Source organism: Stenotrophomonas sp. YJH_SMC_106-19 (assembly GCF_059368375.1).
Genome location: NZ_JCAFRQ010000006.1, coordinates 1 through 21,239, shown reverse-complemented (window position 1 = coordinate 21,239; position 21,239 = coordinate 1). Strand labels below are relative to the sequence as shown.

At 68.4% G+C, this 21,239-nt stretch carries 11 protein-coding genes; 6 read left to right on the top strand and 5 right to left on the bottom strand.

What is annotated here, in order from left to right:
• Nucleotides 1–30: 30 nt before the first annotated feature.
• From AC5P5M_RS15710 to AC5P5M_RS15700, 3 genes are all read right to left on the bottom strand, one after another.
• A complete protein-coding gene (locus tag AC5P5M_RS15710; RefSeq protein ID WP_065175341.1) occupies nt 31–2,874 on the bottom strand; it encodes a valine--tRNA ligase in 2,844 nt (947 codons plus the stop codon).
• Nucleotides 2,875–2,946: 72 nt separating this feature from the next.
• Entirely contained in the window at nt 2,947–3,372 is a 426-nt protein-coding gene (locus AC5P5M_RS15705; RefSeq protein WP_004154132.1) for a DNA polymerase III subunit chi, read from the bottom strand.
• Nucleotides 3,373–3,454: 82 nt separating this feature from the next.
• Nucleotides 3,455–4,933, bottom strand: coding sequence for a leucyl aminopeptidase (locus tag AC5P5M_RS15700; RefSeq protein WP_053516946.1), 1,479 nt, complete (start codon nt 4,931–4,933; stop codon nt 3,455–3,457).
• Nucleotides 4,934–5,037: 104 nt separating this feature from the next.
• Between AC5P5M_RS15700 and lptF the strand changes: the two genes are divergently transcribed.
• Complete coding sequence (gene lptF / locus AC5P5M_RS15695; protein ID WP_253120250.1) at nt 5,038–6,120, top strand: LPS export ABC transporter permease LptF; 1,083 nt, start codon at nt 5,038–5,040, stop codon at nt 6,118–6,120.
• The gene (gene lptG, locus AC5P5M_RS15690) at nt 6,117–7,223 is read left to right on the top strand and encodes an LPS export ABC transporter permease LptG (protein WP_053516943.1); all 1,107 of its coding nucleotides are present in this window, start codon (nt 6,117–6,119) and stop codon (nt 7,221–7,223) included. Before lptF ends, lptG begins: the two co-directional genes overlap by 4 nt.
• Before the next feature lie 41 nt (nt 7,224–7,264).
• Here the strand turns inward: lptG and AC5P5M_RS15685 are convergent, their stop codons facing one another.
• Nucleotides 7,265–7,756 carry an RDD family protein gene (locus AC5P5M_RS15685; protein ID WP_495206130.1) on the bottom strand — a complete coding sequence of 164 codons (492 nt, stop codon included), beginning with the start codon at nt 7,754–7,756 and terminating at the stop codon, nt 7,265–7,267.
• A gap of 56 nt (nt 7,757–7,812) precedes the next feature.
• Here AC5P5M_RS15685 and xerD point away from each other — a divergent pair, with 56 nt between their 5' ends.
• On the top strand, nt 7,813–8,790 hold the full coding sequence (xerD, locus tag AC5P5M_RS15680) for a site-specific tyrosine recombinase XerD (RefSeq protein ID WP_065182490.1): 978 nt from the start codon (nt 7,813–7,815) through the stop codon (nt 8,788–8,790).
• A gap of 101 nt (nt 8,791–8,891) precedes the next feature.
• Entirely contained in the window at nt 8,892–9,683 is a 792-nt protein-coding gene (locus AC5P5M_RS15675) for a DsbC family protein (RefSeq protein ID WP_128987984.1), read from the top strand.
• 79 nt (nt 9,684–9,762) lie between these two features.
• Here the strand turns inward: AC5P5M_RS15675 and AC5P5M_RS15670 are convergent, their stop codons facing one another.
• A complete protein-coding gene (locus tag AC5P5M_RS15670) occupies nt 9,763–11,862 on the bottom strand; it encodes a glycosyl hydrolase family 18 protein (RefSeq protein ID WP_495206129.1) in 2,100 nt (699 codons plus the stop codon).
• Nucleotides 11,863–12,623: 761 nt separating this feature from the next.
• Here AC5P5M_RS15670 and purL point away from each other — a divergent pair.
• Nucleotides 12,624–16,508: a phosphoribosylformylglycinamidine synthase gene (gene purL / locus AC5P5M_RS15665; protein ID WP_495206128.1), complete on the top strand. Its 3,885-nt coding sequence runs from the start codon at nt 12,624–12,626 to the stop codon at nt 16,506–16,508.
• Nucleotides 16,509–16,949: 441 nt separating this feature from the next.
• The coding region (locus AC5P5M_RS15660; protein ID WP_495206127.1) for an ESPR-type extended signal peptide-containing protein at nt 16,950–21,239 on the top strand (4,290 nt) is incomplete at its 3' end.

Sequence of the window (21,239 nt, the reverse complement as noted above, 5' to 3'; positions counted from 1 at the left end):
GGACCTGGATCCGCACCCGCCGGTCGGCTGTTACAGCTTCGCGCGTTGTTCGCGCAGGCCGGCCAGCTGGGTGTTCCAGTCGGCCAGGCGCACGCGCTCCTGCTCGACCACCGCAGCCGGCACCTTGTCGGTGAACCGGGCCAGCTTGGTTTCGCTCTTCTCCTGCTCGCCTTCCACGCGCTTGATCTCCTTGTCCAGGCGTGCACGTTCGGCATCCAGATCGACCAGGCCTTCCAGCGGCACCAGCAGCTTCAACTCACCGACGATGGCGGCGGCCGCAGGCGGAGCGCTTTCGCCTTCGCCCAGCCACTGCACGCTGTCCAGCTTCAGCAGGAACGACAGCGACGCACTGAAGCGTTCGACGCGGGCACGATCCTGCTGCTGGCCGGCCTGCAGGCGCAGGGGCACCAGCCTGGACGGTGCGACGTTCAGTTCGCTGCGCACGCGGCGCACCGCGCTGATCACCGCCTTGAGCCATTCGACGTCGGCCTCGGCCTGGGCGAAATCGCCCTGGAACTCGGCTGCGGTCGGGTAGGGGCGCAGCGACAGCGTGGTTTCGGCCAGGCCCAGGCGCGGGGCGAGCTGCTGCCACAGCTGTTCGGTGATGAACGGCGTCAACGGGTGCAGCAGGCGCAGCAGGGCTTCCAGCACATACAGCAGGGTGTGGCGGGTGCTTTCTGCATCCGCTGCGTCGCTGCCGCTCAGGGCCGGCTTGCTCAGTTCGAGGAACCAGTCGCAGAACGCATTCCAGGCAAACTCATACAGGCACTGCGCCAGCAGGTCGAAGCGGTAGGCGGCGAAGTGGCCCTGCGCTTCAGCGGTGGTGGCCGCCAGGCGTGCAAGGATCCAGCGCTCGGCATCGGTGCGCGGTGTCGGCACGCCGCTGAACGCCGCACCTTCGGTGTTCATCAGCGCGAAGCGGCTGGCATTCCACAGCTTGTTGCAGAAGTTCTTGTAGCCTTCGGCACGGTTCATGTCGAACTTGATGTCGCGGCCATGGGTGGCCAGCGCCGCGATGGTGAAGCGCAGCGCGTCGGCGCCGTGGGCGGCGATGCCGTCCGGGAACTCCCTGCGCGTGGCTTTCTCGATCTTCTCCACCATCTTCGGCTGCATCAGGCCGCCGGTGCGCTTGGCGACCAGGTCATCGATGCTGATGCCATCGATGATGTCCAGCGGGTCGAGCACGTTGCCCTTGCTCTTGGACATCTTCTGGCCTTGTCCGTCGCGGATCAGGCCGGTGAAGTAGACGTCCTTGAACGGAATCTTTCCGGTCAGGTTGTCGGTGGCCATGATCATGCGGGCCACCCAGAAGAAAATGATGTCGAAGCCGGTGACCAGCACCGACGACGGCAGGTAGCGGTCGAAGCCACGCTCGGCCATGGCCTGTTCGTTCGGCCAGCCCAGGGTGGAGAACGGCCACAGCTGGGAGGAGAACCACGTTTCCAGCACGTCGCTTTCCTGGTTCAGCACGACATCGCTGCCGAGCTTGTGCTTTGCCCGCACCTCATCCTCGCTGCGACCGACGTAGCAGGTGCCGGTGGCAGCGTCGAACCACGCCGGAATGCGGTGGCCCCACCACAGCTGGCGGCTGATGCACCAATCCTGGATGTTGGCCATCCAGTGACGGTAGGTGTTGATCCAGTTCGGCGGCACGAAGGAGATGCTGCCCGGCTTCCCATCGGTACCTTCGACCAGCTCCAGGCCGCGCTTGGCCAGCTCGTCCATCTTCACGAACCACTGGTCGGTCAGGTACGGCTCGATCACCTGGCCGGTGCGGTCGCCGCGCGGCACCTGCAGCTTGTGCGCCTTGGTCTCGACCAGGATGCCCAGGTCTTCCAGCTCGGACAGCACGGCCTTGCGTGCTTCATAGCGGTCCAGGCCCTGGAAGCGTTCCGGGGCGTTCTCATTCAGCGCCGCCACCGGAGTGAACAGGTTGATCATCGGCAGGCTGTGGCGCACCCCGACCTGGTAATCGTTGAAGTCATGCGCGGGCGTGACCTTGACCACGCCGGTACCGAACGCGCGGTCCACGTAATCATCGGCGATCACCGGCACGCGGCGGCCGGTCAGCGGCAGCACCACGGTCTTGCCGATCAGGTGTGCGTACCGCTCGTCTTCCGGATGCACCATCACGGCGGTGTCGCCCAGCAGGGTCTCCGGGCGGGTGGTGGCCACCACCAGGTAATCGCGGGTCTCGCGCAGGGTTTCGTTACCGTCGGCGTCGCGCTCGACGTGCTCGTAGCTCAGACCATCATCGAGCTGATAGGCGATCGACCACAGGAAACCGTCTTCTTCGGCGCTCTCCACTTCCAGGTCGGAGATGGCGGTCTTCAGCACCGGATCCCAGTTGACCAGACGCTGGCCGCGGTAGATCAGGCCCTGCTCATGCCAGCGCACGAAGGCCTCGATCACCGCCGCCGAGGGCTGCGGGTCCATGGTGAAGGTGCTGCGCGACCAGTCGGCCGACGTGCCGAGGCGGCGCATCTGTCGTTCGATGGTGTCGCCGGACTGCTGCTTCCACTCCCAGACCTTGCCGATGAAGCCTTCGCGGCCCAGCGAGTCACGGGTTTCGCCCTTGCCTTCCAGCGCCAGGTTGCGGCTGACCACCATCTCGGTGGCGATGCCGGCGTGGTCGGTGCCGACCTGCCACAGCGTGTCGTAGCCGCGCATGCGGTGGTAACGCACCAGCGCATCCATCAGGGTCTGCTGGAAGGCGTGTCCCATGTGCAGCGTGCCCGTCACATTCGGCGGTGGCAGCAGGATGGTGTACGGCTCGCCCTGGCCGGACGGCTTGAAGTGGCCGGCCTTCTCCCAGGCCTCGTAGAGGTCGGTCTCGAAGGACTTCGGGTCGTAGCTGGAGGCGAGTTGGGTCATGCGGGGGAACCAGGAGGTAATCGTTGAAGGATCAGGGCGCAGGGGTGGCCCATCAAGGGGGCCGCGGGGCGCTCACATGTCGTGCTTGTTCAGGTCGTAACCGGCGGCCTTGTACTGGCGCCAGCGTTCGCGCAGCGGTTCGCGCGCTTCAGGGTCGGCCGGGACCACTTCCAGCACGCGCTCGCACTGGCCCAGCCAGGGGTCGTCGCGCAGGTTGATCACCAGCGGGCGGGCCGGCGCCTCGGTGCCGGGCACGGCGATCAGCACCAGCGCTTCTTCCTCGTCCATGTCCTCGCCGGCAATCTGATGCGGGATGTAGGCGTCGTCATCGAACGCCCACAGCAGTTCGTCCAGTTCCTCGGCCTGGGCCTGGTCGCGCGCCAGCACCAGGGTGAACAGGCCGGCATCGTTGGCCTTGCGTGCCAGCTCGCAGACCAGGCGCAACGGCTCGGTCAGGAAACGGGGCTTGGCGATCAGGTAGAAGTCGGCGCGGGGCATGGCAGGGTCCGGAACAGGCGGGGGCCCGGTCTGGCCGGGCGAGGCCCTGGCCGGCGGTGGCCGGCCAGGGTCTGGTACAGCATCAGGCGCGGGCGGCCTGGTCCAGCAGCCACTGGCTCAGCAGGCCGACCGGGCGGCCGGTGGCCATGCCACGCTTGCCCTCGTCGCTGGCGACGCCGGCGATGTCCAGGTGAGCCCAGCGCTGGCCTTCGGCGAAGCGCGACAGGAAGCAGCCGGCGGTGATGGCGCCGGCCCAGCGGCCGCCGATGTTGTAGACGTCGGCGAAGGTCGAATCCAGCATCGGCTGGTACTCATCCCAGAGCGGCAGGCGCCAGGCGCGGTCGAACACGTGCTCGCCGGCGGCCAGCAGCTCGTTGGCCAGGTCGTCGTGCTTGCTCATCAGGCCCGCGGTCTGGTGACCGAGGGCGACCATGCAGGCGCCGGTCAGGGTGGCGACGTCGACCAGCGCGGCCGGCTCGAAGCGCTGCGCGTAGGTCAGCGCATCGCACAGGATCAGGCGGCCTTCGGCGTCGGTGTTGCCGACTTCGATGGTCTTGCCCGACATCGAGGTGATGACGTCGGACGGGCGGTAGGCGTTGCCGTCGATGGCGTTCTCCACGGCCGGCACCACCACCACCAGGTTCAGCGGCAGCCTGGCCTTGACCGCAGCGACGAAGGTGCCGATGACGTTGGCGCCGCCGCACATGTCGTACTTCATTTCCTCGATGCCGCCCTGGGTCTTCAGGTTGACGCCGCCGGTATCGAAGGTGATGCCCTTGCCGACCAGCACATAGGGCTTGGCATCGCCGGCGCCGGTCCACTTCAGCACGACCAGGCGCGGGCGATTGGCCGAACCACGGGCCACGGCCAGCAGCGAGCCCATGCCCAGAGCTTCCATCTGGGTCTCGTCGAGGATCTCGGCCTCGGCGCCGTCATGCTCGCTGGCGAACTTCACGCCGACTTCGGCCAGGTAGGCCGGGGTGCAGTAGTTCGGCGGCAGGTTGCCCAGCTCGCGGGCGAACTCGACACCGGCAGCGATGGCCTGGCCTTGGGCCAGGGCCTGCGCGTCGTCACCGGCGATGGCCAGCTGGGCCAGCCCGGCATCATCGGCCTTCTTCTTGCCCAGCGTGGCGGTGTAGCGGTACGCCGCGTGATCGGCGGCGATCACTGCCTGGCGGATCGCCCAAGCCGCATCGCGCTCCTTCACAGCCACTTCAGACAGGGTGAACAGCGCGCTGCGGGTGGCGCCTGCCTTCAGCGCGCGAACGGCGTCGCCTACGGCCTTCAGGTACTGCGGCACGCCGAAGCGGGCGGCTTCACCCAGCCCGACCACCAGCACGCGCGGCGCTGCCACGCCCGGCAGGTCGTGCAGCAGGCTGGTGGCACCGGTCTTGCCGGACAGGTCGCCGCGCTGGGCGAGGGCCGACAGGCGGCCGCCGCTGGCGGCATCCAGCGCCTGTGCGGCCGGAGTCAGGGTATGGTCGGCGTATGCGCCGACCACCAGGCAGTCAACGGGGGCGGCGGCCGGGGCGAGGTGGTTCAGGGTGAATTCGAGAGCCATTGAGCAGATTCCATTGGCAAGTCCGTACAATCGCGGACCGTTTACGCCCAGACGCTAGACTGGGCGGCACCGCGAACGAACCCCAGAGTTTAAACCACCGCCCCATGTTGAAGCTCGACCGCTACCTGCTGGGCGATTTCGTCCAGAGTTTCCTGGCCACCCTGATCGTCCTGCTGGTGGTCAGCGTGGGCGGCGTGCTGGTGGACATCCTCGGCAACATCGCCGACGGGCGCCTGCCGGCCAGGCTGCTGTTCTCGCAGCTGGCGCTGCAGTTCATCGTCTACATGCCGCTGATCCTGCCGCTGGCGTTGATGCTGGGACTGTTGCTGGCGATCGCCCGCCTCTACCGCGACTCCGAAATGGCGGTGATCACTGCCATCGGCGTGGGCCCCAGGCGCCTGCTGCGGCCGCTGCTGATGCTGGTGGTGCCGGTGGTGGCGGTGGTGGGCGCCTGCTCGCTGTGGCTGGGTCCGTGGGCCTCGCGCACCGCCGAGCAGATGGTGCAGGACGCCAACCGCAGCGTACTGATGGCCGGCCTGGAGCCCGGGCGCTTCACCCCGCTGCCCAACGGCGGCGTGGTCTACCTGTCCTCGATCTCGCCCGATGGCACCCAGCTGGGCAAGGTGTTCCTGCAGCGTGCCAAGGACGACCGGCTGGAAGTGGTCTCTGCCGCCAGCGGCCGCATGTACTTCGAGGGCGAGCGGCAGCGCTTCCTGGAACTGGACAAGGGCCACCAGGTCGAGGGTCCGCTGGCCGGTGCGCTGGATTACCGGCTGGCCACCTTCGCCCGCAACGATGTGGCCCTGCCTGACGGTGCGCAGACCCGCAAGGATGACGATCCGGAACTGATGTCGACCCTGCAGCTGCTGGGCGACGGCCGCACCCAGGCCCAGGCCGAACTGCATCGCCGGCTGGCCCCGCCGCTGATCGCCCTGGCGTTCGCCCTGCTGACCGTGCCGCTGGGGCGCAGCTCGCCGCGCCAGCAGCGCTATGGGCGCATGATGCTGGCCCTGCTGGCCTACATGGTCGGCACCAACCTGACGTTCATCGGCGCCGGCTGGATCGCCAGTGGCAAGCTGCCGGCGATGCTGGGCCTGTGGTGGCTGACCCTGCCACTGCTGGCGTTCGCGGTCTGGATGTATGCGCGTGATGGACGCATGAGCCTGCCCAAGGGGGCCCGCGCATGATGCTGCGACCGATGCGGTTCGATTTCTACCTCGGGCGCGCGGTGTTCGGCACCGTGCTGTTGACCTGGGCGGTGCTGACCGGCCTGGACGTGGTGATGGCCTTCTCCGGCGAGTTCAAGGACATCGGAAAGAACGGCTACACCCTGGGACACGCCGCGGCGTGGGTGCTGTATACGGTGCCACGCCGCGCCTACACCTTCTTCCCGACCGCGGCGGTGATCGGCGCGCTGATGGGGCTGGGCCAGCTGGCGGCGACCTCCGAACTGACCGCGCTGCGTGCGCTGGGCCTGTCCCGCAAACGCCTGAGCGTGTCGGTGGCGATTGCCCTGTCGCTGCTGACCGCAGTGATGGTGTTCAGCGCCGAGACGCTGGGCCCGTGGGGGCAGAACCGTGCCGATTCGCTGAAGATGAGTGCCAAATGGGGCCAGGACATGGCCGTGGCCCGTTATTCCGGCATGTGGGCACGCGAAGGCGATACCTTCCTCAACGCGCAGAGCGGTGAGGAACAGCTGGTCGGCAACACGGGAACGCGGTTGATCCTGCGTGACGTCCGCCTGTACCGGATCGCCGAAGACGGGCGGATCGCATCCCTGACCCACGCCGCCACTGCCGAACATGACAAGGACGGCTGGGTATTGACCGGCGTGCGCCGCGATACCTTCGGCGAGCGCTCGGCAACGCGCGAGGAAGTGGCGCGCGAGCCCTGGAATTCCAAGCTGGACGCGGCGGCACTGGCGACCGGTATCGCCAAGCCGCGCAACCTGAGCGTGTCCGAACTGAGCACGAGCATCGCCTATCGCGAGCGCAACGGCCTGGATGCGCGTGATTTCGAGGATGTGTACTGGAGCCGCTGGTTCTACCCGGTGAACGTACTGGCGCTGTGCCTGGCCGCCGTGCCGTTCGCGTTTGGTTCGCTGCGTAGTGGTGGCATGGGCAAGCGGCTGTTCCTCGGCATCCTGTTCGCGTTGGGCTTCTGGCTGCTGCAGCTGTTCTTCGGGCGCATGGCCGGCGCACTGAAGTTCGACTACCGCATCGCCTACGCGCTGCCGCCGATCGTGATGCTGGTGGTGTCAGGCCTGCTGTTCCGGCGGAAATCAGGCTGATTCTGGCAGCGCCGGGCCATGCCCGGCGCCGGCCGGACACTTCAGCGCTTGGGCATCCGCACCAGACGCGTGCCACTGGCACGGTCGTGCCACGCCAGGCGTTGGCGATCCAGCAGGGCCCACCAGAAGCCCAGCCCACCCAGCAGCAACGACAGCGTTGCCACGGCGAACCGCAGCCACAGCTGCGCGCGCCGCAGCGCGGTGCCGTCGGCCGACACCAGTTTCAGCCGCCACGGCCGCATGCCAAGGGTCTGCCCACCCCGGTGCCAGCTGGCGGTTGCATAGGCCCCGGTTATGACCCAGCACACCGCCCACAACAGCCATTGCCAGGCACTGAAGGGCGCGATGTTCTCGCGCTGTGCATGGCCACTGAAGGTATAGGCCAGGGTGAACGCCGTGCCGGCCAGCATCCACAGCGCGAGCACGGGCAGCGCGTCGTAGACCATCGCCAGCACGCGCCACGGCAGCAGCGCACGGGGGCGCTGCGCCTCGGGCGTGGCAGTGGAAGACACGTCGGTGGCTGGGCTGGACATGCGCCGAGCATACGCAAAGCTGGCCGCGTCCGCAGTCACCCTCGTATCCTCCACGCATGGCCGTCATTTCCACCCCCGCCGAGCGCCGTCAGCTGGTCCAGCAACTGCCTGCACTGCGTGCCGACGACAGCATGCGCATCCAGCGCTTTCTTGATGCCATCTGGGCGGAGAACGGTCTGGCCAGGGCCACCCTGGACAGCTACCGTCGCGATCTGGAAGGGTTGGCACGCTGGCTGGACGGCCGCGAAGGGGGCCTGGCCGGCGTCGAACGCGCCGGGTTGTTCGACTACCTGGCCTGGCGCACGCGCCATGGCTGGTCGCCACGCAGCAATGCGCGCCTGCTGTCGGCGCTGCGTGCGTTCTTCGCCGATGGCGTGCGTCGCGGCGAGCGCAGCGAGGACCCCGGCGCTCTGCTGGATCCGCCGAAGCTGCCACGACTGCTGCCCAAGGCGCTGGCCGAAAGCCAGATCGATGCGTTGCTGGCCGCGCCGGATGTCGGCAGTCCGCTGGGGCTGCGCGATCGGGCCATGCTGGAGCTCATGTACGCCGCGGGCCTGCGCGTGAGCGAACTGGTACTGCTGCCGGCAACGGCGGTGAACCTGCGGCAGGGCGTGCTGCGGGTGACCGGCAAGGGCAGCAAGGAGCGGCTGGTGCCGCTGGGCGAGGAGTCACAGCACTGGCTGGAGCGTTACCTGCAGGATTCACGGCCGCAGCTGGTGGGAAAGGGCAGGGTGCAGGCACTCGCCGATGGGCAGACGCCGCTGTTCATCGAGCCCCGGCTGCACGCGCTCACACGGCAGGCGTTCTGGCATCTCGTCAAGCGCCACGCGCAGGTCGCCGGCATCGATCCGGCCCGCATCAGCCCGCACGGCCTGCGGCACAGCTTCGCCACCCATCTGCTCAACCGTGGCGCGGACCTGCGCGCGCTGCAGATGCTGCTTGGCCACAGCTCGCTGTCGACCACCCAGATCTACACGCTGGTGGCGCGTGAACACCTGCAGAAGCTGCACGCCCGCCACCATCCCCGTGGTTGAGCGACCTGGATGAACCCCGTCCGGCTTCCGTCAGCGGGCCACGGCGCCGCCCCGGGCGGCTGTGTCAGAATCGGTGGTCCTCTTCTGCTGCGGAATGCTCCATGCTCCGATTCGCCATCGCCGCCGTGTTCGGCGCGCTCAGCCTGACGGCCTGCGCCCAGCCGGCTCCGCCGGCCCCTGCGGCCAAGGCGTCTGCCGCCGCCTCCACCCGGGCCACCCCGGCTGCCAATGGTCCGGCAGAGCAGGCAGTGCGCGCCGCGCTGACCGCGCTCAACCCCGGTTTCGAAGTGGATTACATCGGCGCCGCGCCCTTCCCCGGTTTCCGCGAGGTGGTGGTCTCCGGTCAGCTGCTGTATGTCTCCGACGACGGCCGCTACCTGTTCCAGTCGCAGCCTTATGACACTCGGGCCAAGGGGCCGGCCAACAGCGAGGGCCTGCTCGGTTACCGTCGCGCGCTGCTGGCCAAGGCCAACCACGGCGACCGCATCGTGTTCGCCGCGCCCAACGCCAAGTACACGGTCAGCGTGTTCACCGACATCGAGTGCGGCTATTGCCGCAAGCTGCACCAGGACATCGCCGAACTCAACCGCAACGGCATCAGCGTCGAGTACCTGGCCTTCCCGCGCATGGGACTGGGCAGCAAGGATTACACCGACATGATTTCGGTCTGGTGCGCAGCCGATCGCCGCCAGGCGCTGACCAATGCCAAGCGCGGCGGAACCGTGCCGGCGAAGAACTGCACCAATCCGGTGGCGATGCAGTACGCGCTCGGCCAGCAGCTGGGGGTGAACGGTACCCCGGCGATCTTCGCGCCCGATGGCACCCAGCTGGGCGGCTACCTGCCGCCGGCGCAGCTGCGTGCGGCGCTGGAGAAACTGTCGGCCCAGCGCTGACCGGGATATCGCCGGGCAGGGCCCGGCGGATGCCTCATCCGATCAAGGCCGGGGGCGCACGGCGCCCCCGGCCTTTTCCTTACTTCAGACCATCGCTGACGGCCTTGGTCAGCGTGCCCTGCGCATCGTCACCACTGAATTCCCAGACGAACGCGCCGCCCAGGCCCTGGGTCTTCACGTAGCCCATCTTGCGGGTGATGTTGGCCGGAGTGTCGAAACTCCACAGCGTGCTACCGTTGTAGATCCAGGTGGCGCCGGCGGTGTTGTCGGTGTAGCCCGGCCAGGCCAGGTTCTTCAGTACCTTCCAGTCTTCGATGCCGGCCTCATAGGTGCCCGGTGCGGCGCCTGAGGCGGTCTGGTACAGGCCATTGTTGGCATTGGCCACGCCCGTCCAGCCACGTCCGTAGTAGCCGATGCCCAGGTTGAGCTTGGCGGCCGGCACACCCCGGCTGATGAAGGCCTCGATGGCGTCGTTGCTGTTGTACAGCTTCTGGTCGCCGGTGGACGGATCATTCGGCGAATCGAACAGTGCCGACTGGTGATTGGTCCTTGCATCCCACGCACCGTGGAAGTCGTAGGTCATCACGTTGATGTAGTCCAGGTACGGGTGATAAGCCGCCGGGTCGGTGACGCGGATCTTGTCGATGCCGGCACCCACCGCCACGGTCAGCAGAAGGCCCGGACGCACCGCATCGAGCTGGCGGCGGAACTCGGCCATGAGTGCGGTGAAGTTGGCGTTGTCCTCGGGCTTGCCGCAGTCGATGCCGCAGGCCACGGGGTATTCCCAGTCGATGTCGATGCCGTCGAATACGCCCAGCGCTGCGCCCGTGCCGCCGGCGCCGTCGGTCACCGGCAGGTTGCCCTTGATGTAGGCGTCGATGCAGGAGGCGACGAAGGCCTGGCGGTTCTCCGGACGGGCCGCGCTGGAGAATCCACGCGACCAGGTCCAGCCACCCAGCGAGATCAGCACCTTCAGACCCGGATGCTTGGCCTTGAGCTGCTTGAGCTGGTTCCAGTTGCCGCGCAGCGGCTGGTCCCAGGTATCGGCGCTGCCACTGACGCTCTCGGCGGCGCTGAAGGCCTTGGTGTAATCGGCGAACGCATCGCCACCGGCGCCGCTGTTCGGATCCGACGGCTGGGTCACGCCCACTTCGCAGCGGTTGTTGCGCACGTTGCCGAAGGCGTAGTTGATGTGGGTCAGCCGCGCGGCGGAACCGCTGCTGTCGATGTTCTTCACCCGGTAGTTGCGGCCGTAGATGCCCCACTGGGTGAAGTAGCCGATGACCCGCTTGCCGGTGCCGCCGCCGTCGCCGGCCAGGGTGGTGGCGCTGATTTCCGTGCCCTGCGCGGACGCATTGCCGGCGTTGTCGCGGGCCCGCACGCGGTAGCGGTAGGTGGTGGATGCGGTCAGGCCGCCATCGACGTAGCTGGTGCTGGACGGAGAACCGACCAGGCTGCCGTTGCGGTACACATCGTAACCGGCCACGCCGCTGCCACCGGTGTTGTCGGTGGACGGACTCCAGCTCAGCGCGATGCTGCTGGCGGTACGGGTGCCCACCGCCAGTCCGCCGGGCACGCTGGGTGCGGTGGTATCGCCGCTGGCAGCGTTGACGGTGATGGTGATGGTCGGGGTGCTGGTGGTGGCGTTGTTGTTGTCGGTGGCCACCGCGCGCAGGGTGTGGCTGCCGGCGCTGGCATTGGCCCAGCTGGCGCTGTAGGGAGCGCTGGTATCCACGCCGATCGAGCTGCCGTCGCGGAAGAATTCCACCTTGCTGACGCTGCCGTCCGGGTCGCTGGCGTTGGCGGTGACGTTGATGGTGCTGCCGGCGCTGAAGGTAGCGCCATTGGCCGGTGAGGTCAGGCTGACCACGGGAGGCTGGTTGACGCCGCCGCCATCGCAGGCACCGAGGTTGGTGTAGTAGGGCGCACCGGCCGGATGGTCTGGCGGGGCATTCCAGATGTCCTGGTTTGCCCGGTACAGCACGCCGCCCTTCTGCAGGGTGTCGCCGGCGCGATAGATCTTGGCCTGGTCCCATTCGGCCACGCCGGCACAGCTGGCGGCCTGGGCCAGGCCCGGCAGGCTGGCGGCGCCGGCGGCCAGGGCAAGCAGCCAGGCCAGGCGGCGGGGACGACAGCTTCGGGTGGAACGTTCGGCACTGCGCACAATCGGGTCGTACATGGTGTGTCTCCGATCAAAGGGCGCGCGGGCCCCGATGGCGCCGCGCGTGACGCAGGTCCGGGCGTCGCCGGGGAAGGCGACGGGAGGGGCCGGACGGAGGCACCTGGGAGGCCGGGGAGAGAGTCCGGCGCCAGGTGGGGACAACGTTGTCATCAATTGCGTGGTCAATCCGTGAGCAAGCGCATGGTTCCGGGATTCGGGCGGAACGCGCTGGCGCGCAGTCGGCGGCCAACGGCGGAGCCCCCTCGTGGCTGGGGGCGCTTACAGCGGACTTCTGGGGGGTGGCCGGGTGGGTGGGCTGCGCAGGGGACGCCGTGAATACGTCCCTGTAGGCTCGGGCGCGCCATCCATGGCGCTTACGCCCCTGCGCAGCCCACCCACCCGGCCGCGGACAGGTTCCTGCGCCGCCAGCCACGAAAGACAGAACAAAATCAAAAGCAAGAGCCGGTCGCTTCGCTCTTCATTCGGCCGGCACTGCCGCGGAGCATCCGCGCATGGCGTGGATCCACTGCAGATCGCGGAAATCCGTCGAAGGCGGGGTGGGTCCGGTGGCGGGGGTGTCCGCGGCATGGATGCCGCGGCCAAGCCCCCAGGGACGGGTTCACGGCGTCCCCCGCCACCGGACCCACCCCGCCAACCTGCAGGAAACCGGCTTTTGACGTTGCAGTTGCTTCGGCGGGTGCCGGGCGCAGCCCGGCCCAAGCCCATCCCCCGCTTCCGGTACAATATCGGGCCCGTTTCCCAACTACGGTTCCCCGGACATGATGGTCCTCGAGGGCGCGCCCGCCCTGTCGCCGTTCCGCCGCGAACGTCTTGAATCCCGCCTGCAGTCCATCGCTCCCTCCTTGCGCATCAGTGGTGCCTGGCACGTCTACTTCGTGCAGCCGGAAGGCTCGGCCGTGCCCGATCAGGCCACCCTGTGCCGCATCCTGGAAGCACAGCCGCAGGCCGGGACGGTCGCCGAAGGGGCCGTCAGCCGCATCGTGGTGCCGCGTCTGGGAACGTTGTCGCCGTGGTCGAGCAAGGCCACCGAACTGGTCCGCGGGGCCGGTCAGCCGGTCAGCCGGGTCGAGCGCGGCCTGCGTATCGACGTGCTGGGCTGGCCGGACGATGCCGCCACCCAGCAGTCGCTGGTGAAGGTGCTGCACGACCCGATGACGCAGTCGGTGCTGGACCACGTCGAGCAGGGCCAGGCCCTGTTCTCGGCGCCGGCCCGCGGTGAACTGGAGCGCGTTCCGGTGGCGCAGCTTGAAGCCGCCAACCAGCGCCTTGGCCTGGCCATGGCCCAGGACGAGATCGACTACCTGCGCGAGCGCTTCACCGCACTGGGGCGCTCCCCGTCTGACGTGGAACTGATGATGTTCGCGCAGGCCAATTCCGAACACTGCCGGCACAAGATCTTCAACGCCAGCTGGACCATCGACGGGCAGGCGCAGGAACGCTCGCTGTTCCGCATGATCAAGAACACCCACCAGCAGACGCCGCAGCACACCCTGAGCGCGTACAGCGACAACGCTGCGGTGATCGAAGGCCATCCGGCGTCGCGTTACCGTCCGGATCCGGCCAGTGGCGAGTACCGCCGCGAGCCGCAGGTGCCCAGCGCCTTCCAGATCAAGGTCGAAACCCACAATCACCCGACCGCGATCGCGCCGTTCCCGGGGGCTTCCACCGGTGCCGGTGGCGAAATCCGCGACGAAGGCGCAACCGGCCGCGGCGGCAAGCCGAAGGCCGGCCTGACCGGCTTCTCGGTCTCGCACCTGCGCATCCCCGAGCTGCCGCAGCCGTGGGAAGCGCCACGCGCGCTGAATCCGCGGATGGCGCCGGCGCTGGAGATCATGACTGACGGCCCGCTCGGCGGCGCTGCGTTCAACAATGAGTTCGGCCGCCCGAACCTGCTCGGTTACTTCCGCAGCTTCGAGCTGCCTGAAGGCGCTGACCTGGTCCGTGCGTACGACAAGCCGATCATGCTGGCCGGCGGCCTCGGTGCGATCGACCGTATCCAGGTCGACAAGATCCCGCTGCAGGCCGGTGATGCGGTCATCGTGCTCGGCGGTCCGGCGATGCTGATCGGCCTGGGTGGCGGTGCGGCCAGCTCCGTGGCCTCCGGTGAAAGCGCCGAAGACCTGGATTTCGCCAGCGTGCAGCGCGACAACCCGGAGATGGAGCGCCGCTGCCAGGAAGTCATCGACCGCTGCGTGGCGATGGGTGCCGACAACCCGATCAAGTTCTTCCATGACGTCGGTGCCGGTGGTCTGTCCAACGCGATTCCCGAGCTGCTGCACGATTCGAACGTGGGCGGCATCATCGATCTGGGCAAGGTGCCCACCGACGATCCGTCGTTGTCGCCGATGCAGCTGTGGTGCAACGAATCGCAGGAGCGCTACGTGCTTGGCGTCGCGCAGGAGCGACTGTCCGAGTTTGCCGCGCTGTGTGCGCGCGAGCGCTGCCCGTTCGCCGCCGTGGGCGTGGCGACCGCCGAGGAGCATCTGGTGGTGGCGTACGGCGCGGTGCCGGGCCATGTTCCCGCCGACGCACCGATCGACCTGCCGATGGACGTGCTGTTCGGCAAGCCGCCGAAAATGCACCGTGACACGGCGCACCCGCCGGCACCGCGCTGGCCGGCGCTGAAGACCGGTGGCCTGGATCTGCAGGAAGCCGGCCTGCGCGTGCTGGCGCACCCGACCGTTGCCTCGAAGAACTTCCTGGTCACCATCGGTGACCGCAGCGTCGGCGGCCTGACCGCCCGCGAGCAGATGGTCGGTCCGTGGCAGCTGCCGGTGGCCGACGTGGCCATCACCCTGGCTGATTTCGATGGCGTGGCCGGTGAGGCGATGTCGATCGGCGAGCGCACGCCGCTGGCCCTGCTCGACGCCGCGGCGTCGGCGCGCATGGCCGTGGGCGAAGCGCTGACCAACCTGTGCGCGGCCCCGGTGGATGCGCTGGATGGCATCAAGCTGTCGGCGAACTGGATGGCTGCTGCCGGCCATCCGGGCGAAGACGCGCTGCTGTACGACGCAGTGAAGGCCGTGGGCATGGAACTGTGCCCGCAGCTGGACATCAGCATCCCGGTCGGCAAGGACTCGCTGTCCATGCAGGCGCAGTGGCATGACCAGGGCGAGGCACACAAGAGCGTGTCGCCGGTGTCGCTGGTGATCTCGGCGTTCGCGCCGGTTGCCGATGTGCGCCAGCAGCTGACGCCTCTGCTTGATCGCGACGTCGACAGCGAGCTGTGGCTGATCGGTCTCGGTGCCGGCAAGCAGCGCCTGGGAGGCTCGATCCTGGCGCAGGTGCACGCCGACCACGGCGAACTGCCGGCCTTCGCCGGTGCCGCGCCGGACCTGGACGACCCGCAGCGCCTGCGTGCCTTCTTCGAACTGATCCGGGATGCGCGCCAGTCCGGCCTGCTGCGTGCGTACCATGACCGCAGCGACGGCGGCGCGTTCGCCGCGCTGTGCGAAATGGCGTTCACCTCGCGCCTGGGCCTGGATATCGCCCTCGACGCGTGGGGCGATGACCCGTTCCGCAGCCTGTTCAATGAGGAACTGGGTGCGGTGGTGCAGATTGCCCGCGAAGATCGCGCCGCTTTTGCCGACCTGGTCGAGCGCCACGCCCTTACCGAATGCGCGCAGCGCATCGCCAGGCCGACCACCGCACCGGTGGTGCGCGTATCGCTGGCAGGCGAGAACCTGGCCGAGTGGCGCTGGGAGCAGCTGTTCGATGCGTGGTGGTCGGTCACCCATGCCATGCAGAAGCGTCGCGACAATCCGGCCAGCGCCGATGCCGAGCGCGATGTCGCCCGCGCGTTCAACGCACCGGGCCTGAAGCCGAAGCTGAGCTTCGACCTCAACGAGGATGTGGCGGCGCCGTTCATCAGCACCGGTGCGCGTCCGCGCGTGGCGGTACTGCGCGAACAGGGCGTCAACGGCCAGATCGAGATGGCCAACGCCTTCGAACGTGCAGGCTTCCGCGCGTTCGACGTGCACATGAGCGACCTGATCGAGGGGCGCGTGGCCCTGCAGGACTTCACCGGCCTGGTCGCCTGTGGCGGCTTCAGCTACGGCGATGTGCTGGGTGCCGGCCGTGGCTGGGCGACCTCGATCCTGGAACGCAGCGCGCTGCGCGATGCCTTTGCCGCGTTCTTCGAGCGCCAGGACAGCTTTGCCCTCGGCGTATGCAACGGTTGCCAGATGATGAGCCAGCTGAAGGACATCATCCCCGGCGCCGAACACTGGCCGCAGTTCCGCCGCAATGCCAGCGAGCAGTTCGAGGCCCGCACCGCACTGCTGGAAGTAGTGGAATCGCCGTCGATCCTGCTGCGTGGCATGGCCGGTTCCCGCCTGCAGGTGGCGGTGGCGCACGGCGAAGGCCAGGCGGTGTTCGACAACGCCGTCGACCAGGCCGCTGCGCGCGTGTCGCTGCGCTACATCGATGGCAACGGTGCCATCGCCCAGCAGTATCCGCTCAATCCGAACGGCTCACCGGATGGCATCACTGGCCTGACCAGCACGGACGGGCGCGTCACCATCATGATGCCGCATCCGGAGCGCACCCCGCGCGCACTCAATCTGAGCTGGGCGCCGGCCGAGTGGCAGGGTGATTCACCGTGGATGCGGATGTTCCGCAATGCCCGGGTGTGGTGCGGCTGATCGCGCACCGCTTCGCGCAGGCGTCGATGCCGATGCGTATGGAAAAACCCGCCGCATTGCCGGCGGGTTTTTCTTTGCGCGGATGAAACTCCTGTCGCCACCATGAGTTACATGCATTTCCATGCGCCAGACAATCGTCACGTGCAACTAACAAAATCGTTTGATAAACGTGTGAAAGAGTGAACTGCTTCACGGCAATGTGATTTGCTGTGTCAAAGTCTTGACGATATGGAAAGTTGCCGTTAACACTTGAACCCCGTTTCAGAACCATTCATCCCGCAGTAACCGCTTGGCGCACGCGCTCGGTTTTCTGTCGCTGCGCGCCGTTCGGCAATACCCCGCAGTAAATCACGCGAATAAACGCCCCCAGGGGACGTTGGACCAGAAGGTCCGGCGGTGGCGTTGCTTTGCCCAAAACCAGTCCAATCAGGAGCCGTACCGATGAATCGGATTTATCGCAAGGTCTGGAACAAAGCACTGGGTCAGTTGGTCGTGGCCTCGGAACTGGCCTCGTCCGACAGTTGCGGCGGGGTCGTCGACCAACGCCGCGATGCGACACAGGCCAGGCCCTTTGTACTGGCTGCCGCACTGGCGCTGGCACTGGGATTGGGCATGACCGGCGTCGCCTCTGCACAGTCGGTGGAGATCGGCGGCAACGCCAACTGCGTGGTGCTCAACAGCTCGATCGTCGACAAGTGCCTTGTGGATGGCAGCGCCTCGGCCACCGGCACCAATGCGGTCGCGGTGGGCACCGGCAGCCGTGCAACCGGTGCCAACAGCGTGGCGCTGGGCGCCGGCTCGAAAGCAACGCGTGCCAATACCGTTGCCGTCGGTGATGTGGGCAAGGAACGGCAGGTGACCCACGTCGCCGCTGGCACCGAGGCAACCGATGCGGTGAACAAGGCACAGCTGGATGCACAGGCGCGGGCCACGCAGGCGGCGTTGGCCGAAGCGACAGCCCAGAGCAGTCGCTACTTCAAGGCCGACGGCGCCGGTGATGACAGCGACGCGGCGAAGATCGAAGGGCAGGGCGCGATTGCGGTCGGCAGCGGCAGCCAGTCGCTGGCCAACGCCACCACGGCCGTCGGCACACAGGCCGTGGCCGCCGGTCTGGGCGCCAGTGCGTTCGGCCAGAACGCGTTGGCCATCGGCGATGCCAGCGTCGTCGTCGGCCAGAGTGCCGTTGCGCTCGGACTGGGAGATACCGCCGTCGGTGCCAGCGCTGTTGCGGCCAGCGAGAACGGCGCAGCGACCGCACTGGGCGCGTTGTCCGAGGCCAGTGCGGACGGCGCAACGGCGGTCGGTGGCGGAGCCGTGGCCATGGGCCCGGGCAGTACCGCCGTGGGTCGTGGCGCAACGGCCGCCAATGAAGCATCGATCGCGGTCGGTGCGTTCAGCACCGCCGTGGGTGAATACAGCACCGCGCTGGGTTCGAACTCGGCAGCGGTTGCCACCGGCAGTGTGGCGCTGGGCGCCGGCTCGCTGGCCGACCGGGTCGATACGGTATCGGTGGGCGCGGCCGAGTACGGTCTGACCCGGCAGATCACCAGTGTCGCGGCGGGTACCGAAGACACCGATGCGGCCAATGTCGGCCAACTCCGGGACGTCGCGGCCGTGGCCGATGCCACGGCCAAGCGTTTCCAGGCCACCGGCAGCAGCAACAGCGACGCCGGTGCGCTGGCCGCAGGCGATGACGCGCTGGCTGCCGGTGAAGCGGCCAACGCGCTCGGCGATGGCACCACCGCAGTCGGTGCCGGCGCCACCGCGGTCGCGCAGAACGCCACGGCGGTCGGCAACAACGCCCTGGCCGCCGGACAGAACAGCGCCGCGTTCGGCAACAACGCGCAGGCTGCAGGACCCGGCAGCGTCGCGGTGGGTGGCGCCGCCGTGGACGAGAACGGCAATCCGCTCATCACCAACGGCGGCGTGCCGGTGGAGACCGGTGCGACCAGTGCCGGCGTCGGCGGCACTGCGGTCGGTGCCAGCGCAGAGGCGGCTGGCTTCGCTGCGTCCGCCTATGGCGTGGGTGCCTATGCGGCCGGCGCGCAGTCCTCCGCATTCGGCGCGGTGGCCAACGCCATCGGCGACTACGCCACCGCAGTCGGCACCCAGAGCAACGCGACCGGCACCAGCAGCGTGGCCGTGGGTGGCCCGGCTGACCTGATTCCCGGCCTCGGCTTCTTCGTGCAGACCCAGGCCAGCGGCGAAGCCGCCACCGCTGTGGGTGCCGGCGCGATCGCCAGCGGTGACCGGACCGTGGCCAACGGCAGCCTGACCGAAGCCTCCGGCGCCGAAGCCACGGCCATCGGCTACTTCGCCTACGCACCCGGAGAAGGGGCCAGCGCGCTGGGCGCGCAGACCTGGGCCAGCGGCGCGCAGAGCACGGCGGTCGGCTACTACGCCACGGCGCGCGGCGCCAACAGTGTCGCCCTGGGCGCCAACTCTGAAGCCATCCGTGACAACAGCGTCGCCGTGGGCAGTGCCGGCAACGAGCGGCAGATCACCGGCGTCGCTGCCGGCAGTGAAGCCACCGATGCAGTGAACAAGGCGCAGCTGGACGCCGTGGCCAGCACCGCGGATACCACCGCCCATTACTTCCAGGCCCAGCCGGAAGCCGGCAGCGATGCCGGTGCGTTTGCCGAGGGAGAGGGTGCGGTGGCCGCCGGTTCGTCCAGCAACGCGATCGGCGCCGGTGCCGTCGCCCAGGGCGCGGGTGCTTCCGCCGTGGGCGATGACAGCGTCGCCATCGGTCGCAACAGCAGTGCCAGTGGCAACGGCGGGGTCGCCATCGGTGGACTGGGGCAGGCCTACGACCAGTACAACCAGCCGATCATCGGCGATGACGGTCAACCAGAACGTGTCGGCACCACCGCCGGCGCCGATGCCACCGCCGTCGGCAATGGTGCGCAGGCAACGGGTGCGTCGGGCAATGCGTTCGGCAGCGCGGCCAAAGCCACCGGCGACAACAGCGTGGCTGCCGGTGGCAAGTCGCGGGCGACCGGCAGCTACGCGGTCGCCGTGGGCGACAGTGCGTTCGCCAGCAGCGACGACAGCACCGCCGTCGGCGGCTACAGCTGGGCCACCGCCAGTGGCGCCAGCGCATTCGGTTCGGGCGCATGGGCCACCGCCACCAACGCATCCGCCTTCGGCAATGCAGCATGGGCCAGCGGCAGTGGCGCCACCTCCATCGGCTACAACAGCTGGGCCAACGGCACCAGCGCCACCGCCGTCGGCCGCGGTGCCTTCGGCTACGGCGACTACAGCGTGGCGTTGGGCTACCAGGCGCTGGGCAACACGGTCAACAGCATCGCCATCGGCACCAATACGGTGGCCGGCGGTGAAAGCGCGATCGCGCTGGGTGCCGGCAGCAACGCCAGCGGCAGCAACGCGGTCGCGTTGGGTGCAGGCTCGGTGGCTGATCGTGACCGCAGCGTGGCGGTTGGCGCTGCCGGCAACGAGCGCCAGGTGACCCACGTGGCCGCAGGTACGCAGGCCACCGATGCGGTGAACAAGGCACAGCTGGATGCCGTCGCGGCGGAAGCATCCACCACCGGCAAGTACTTCCAGGCCAGCGGCAGTGCCGACAGCGATGCTGGCGCCTATGTGGAAGGTGACAACGCGCTGGCCGCCGGCGAGGCATCCAACGCCATCGGCGACGGCGCCATCGCCCTGGGCAGCGGCGCCAACGCACTGGCCAGCAACGCGCAGGCGCTGGGCTTCAATGCCGTGGCCACCGCAGCCAACGCCAGCGCGATCGGTGCCAACGCACAGGCGACCGGCGAGTACGCCACCGCGCATGGCGCGGAAAGCGAAGCCAGCGGTGAACAGAGCGCGGCCTTCGGTGCTGCCTCGATCGCCAGTGGCGCCGGCAGCACCGCCAGCGGCGTGCTGTCCGAAGCCTCCGCAGAAGAGGCGACGGCAGTGGGCTACTTCAGCACCGCCAGTGGTGAAGCGGCCACGGCGGTCGGCAGCGAGAGCGTGGCCAGCGGCACGGCCTCGGCTGCATTCGGCATCGGTGCGGAAGCCACGGGTGGCTACAGCACCGCCATCGGCGGTTTCGCCAGCGCCTCGGCGTTCAACGCCACCGCGTTCGGCAATTTTGCCAATGCCTCCGGCTCCAACAGCGTGGCGCTGGGCGGCGACTCGGAAGCCTCCGGCGACTACAGCACGGCCACCGGTCAGGGCAGCCTGGCCACCGGTACGAACAGTGTCGCTGTCGGCGGCTCGTTGTTCGGCATTCTCGCCACCGAGGCATCCGGCAACTACTCCACGGCCGTCGGTGGTGGCGCATGGTCGCCGGGCATCAACAGCACCGCGCTCGGCAATGCGGCCGAGTCGCGCGGCGCCAACAGCGTCGCGCTGGGCGCCGATTCGATTGCAGACCGTGACAACACGGTATCGGTCGGTGGTGGTGGCAACACCCGCCAGGTGACCAACGTGGCGGCAGGTACCGAAGGCACCGATGCGGTCAACAAGGACCAGCTGGATGCCGTGGCGTCGGTGGCTGAGAACACCCGCCGCTACTTCCAGGCCAGTGGCAGTGCCGACAGCGACGCCGGCGCCTACGTTGAAGGTGACAACGCGCTGGCCGCCGGCGAAGCGGCCAACGCGATCGGCAACGGTGCCACCGCACTGGGCAGTGGTGCGACGGCGGTCGCCGCCAGTGCCACCGCCGTAGGCCTGGACAGCCTGGCCAGCGGCAGCAATGCCGCAGCGGTGGGCAGCAACGCA

Coding starts and splice junctions, on each gene's coding strand:
- AC5P5M_RS15710 (WP_065175341.1), bottom strand. CDS start 2,874: ATGACCCAACTCGCCTCCAGCTACGACCCGAAGTCCTTCGAGACCGAC.
- AC5P5M_RS15705 (WP_004154132.1), bottom strand. CDS start 3,372: ATGCCCCGCGCCGACTTCTACCTGATCGCCAAGCCCCGTTTCCTGACC.
- AC5P5M_RS15700 (WP_053516946.1), bottom strand. CDS start 4,933: ATGGCTCTCGAATTCACCCTGAACCACCTCGCCCCGGCCGCCGCCCCC.
- lptF (WP_253120250.1), top strand. CDS start 5,038: ATGTTGAAGCTCGACCGCTACCTGCTGGGCGATTTCGTCCAGAGTTTC.
- lptG (WP_053516943.1), top strand. CDS start 6,117: ATGATGCTGCGACCGATGCGGTTCGATTTCTACCTCGGGCGCGCGGTG.
- AC5P5M_RS15685 (WP_495206130.1), bottom strand. CDS start 7,756: ATGTCCAGCCCAGCCACCGACGTGTCTTCCACTGCCACGCCCGAGGCG.
- xerD (WP_065182490.1), top strand. CDS start 7,813: ATGGCCGTCATTTCCACCCCCGCCGAGCGCCGTCAGCTGGTCCAGCAA.
- AC5P5M_RS15675 (WP_128987984.1), top strand. CDS start 8,892: ATGCTCCGATTCGCCATCGCCGCCGTGTTCGGCGCGCTCAGCCTGACG.
- AC5P5M_RS15670 (WP_495206129.1), bottom strand. CDS start 11,862: ATGTACGACCCGATTGTGCGCAGTGCCGAACGTTCCACCCGAAGCTGT.
- purL (WP_495206128.1), top strand. CDS start 12,624: ATGATGGTCCTCGAGGGCGCGCCCGCCCTGTCGCCGTTCCGCCGCGAA.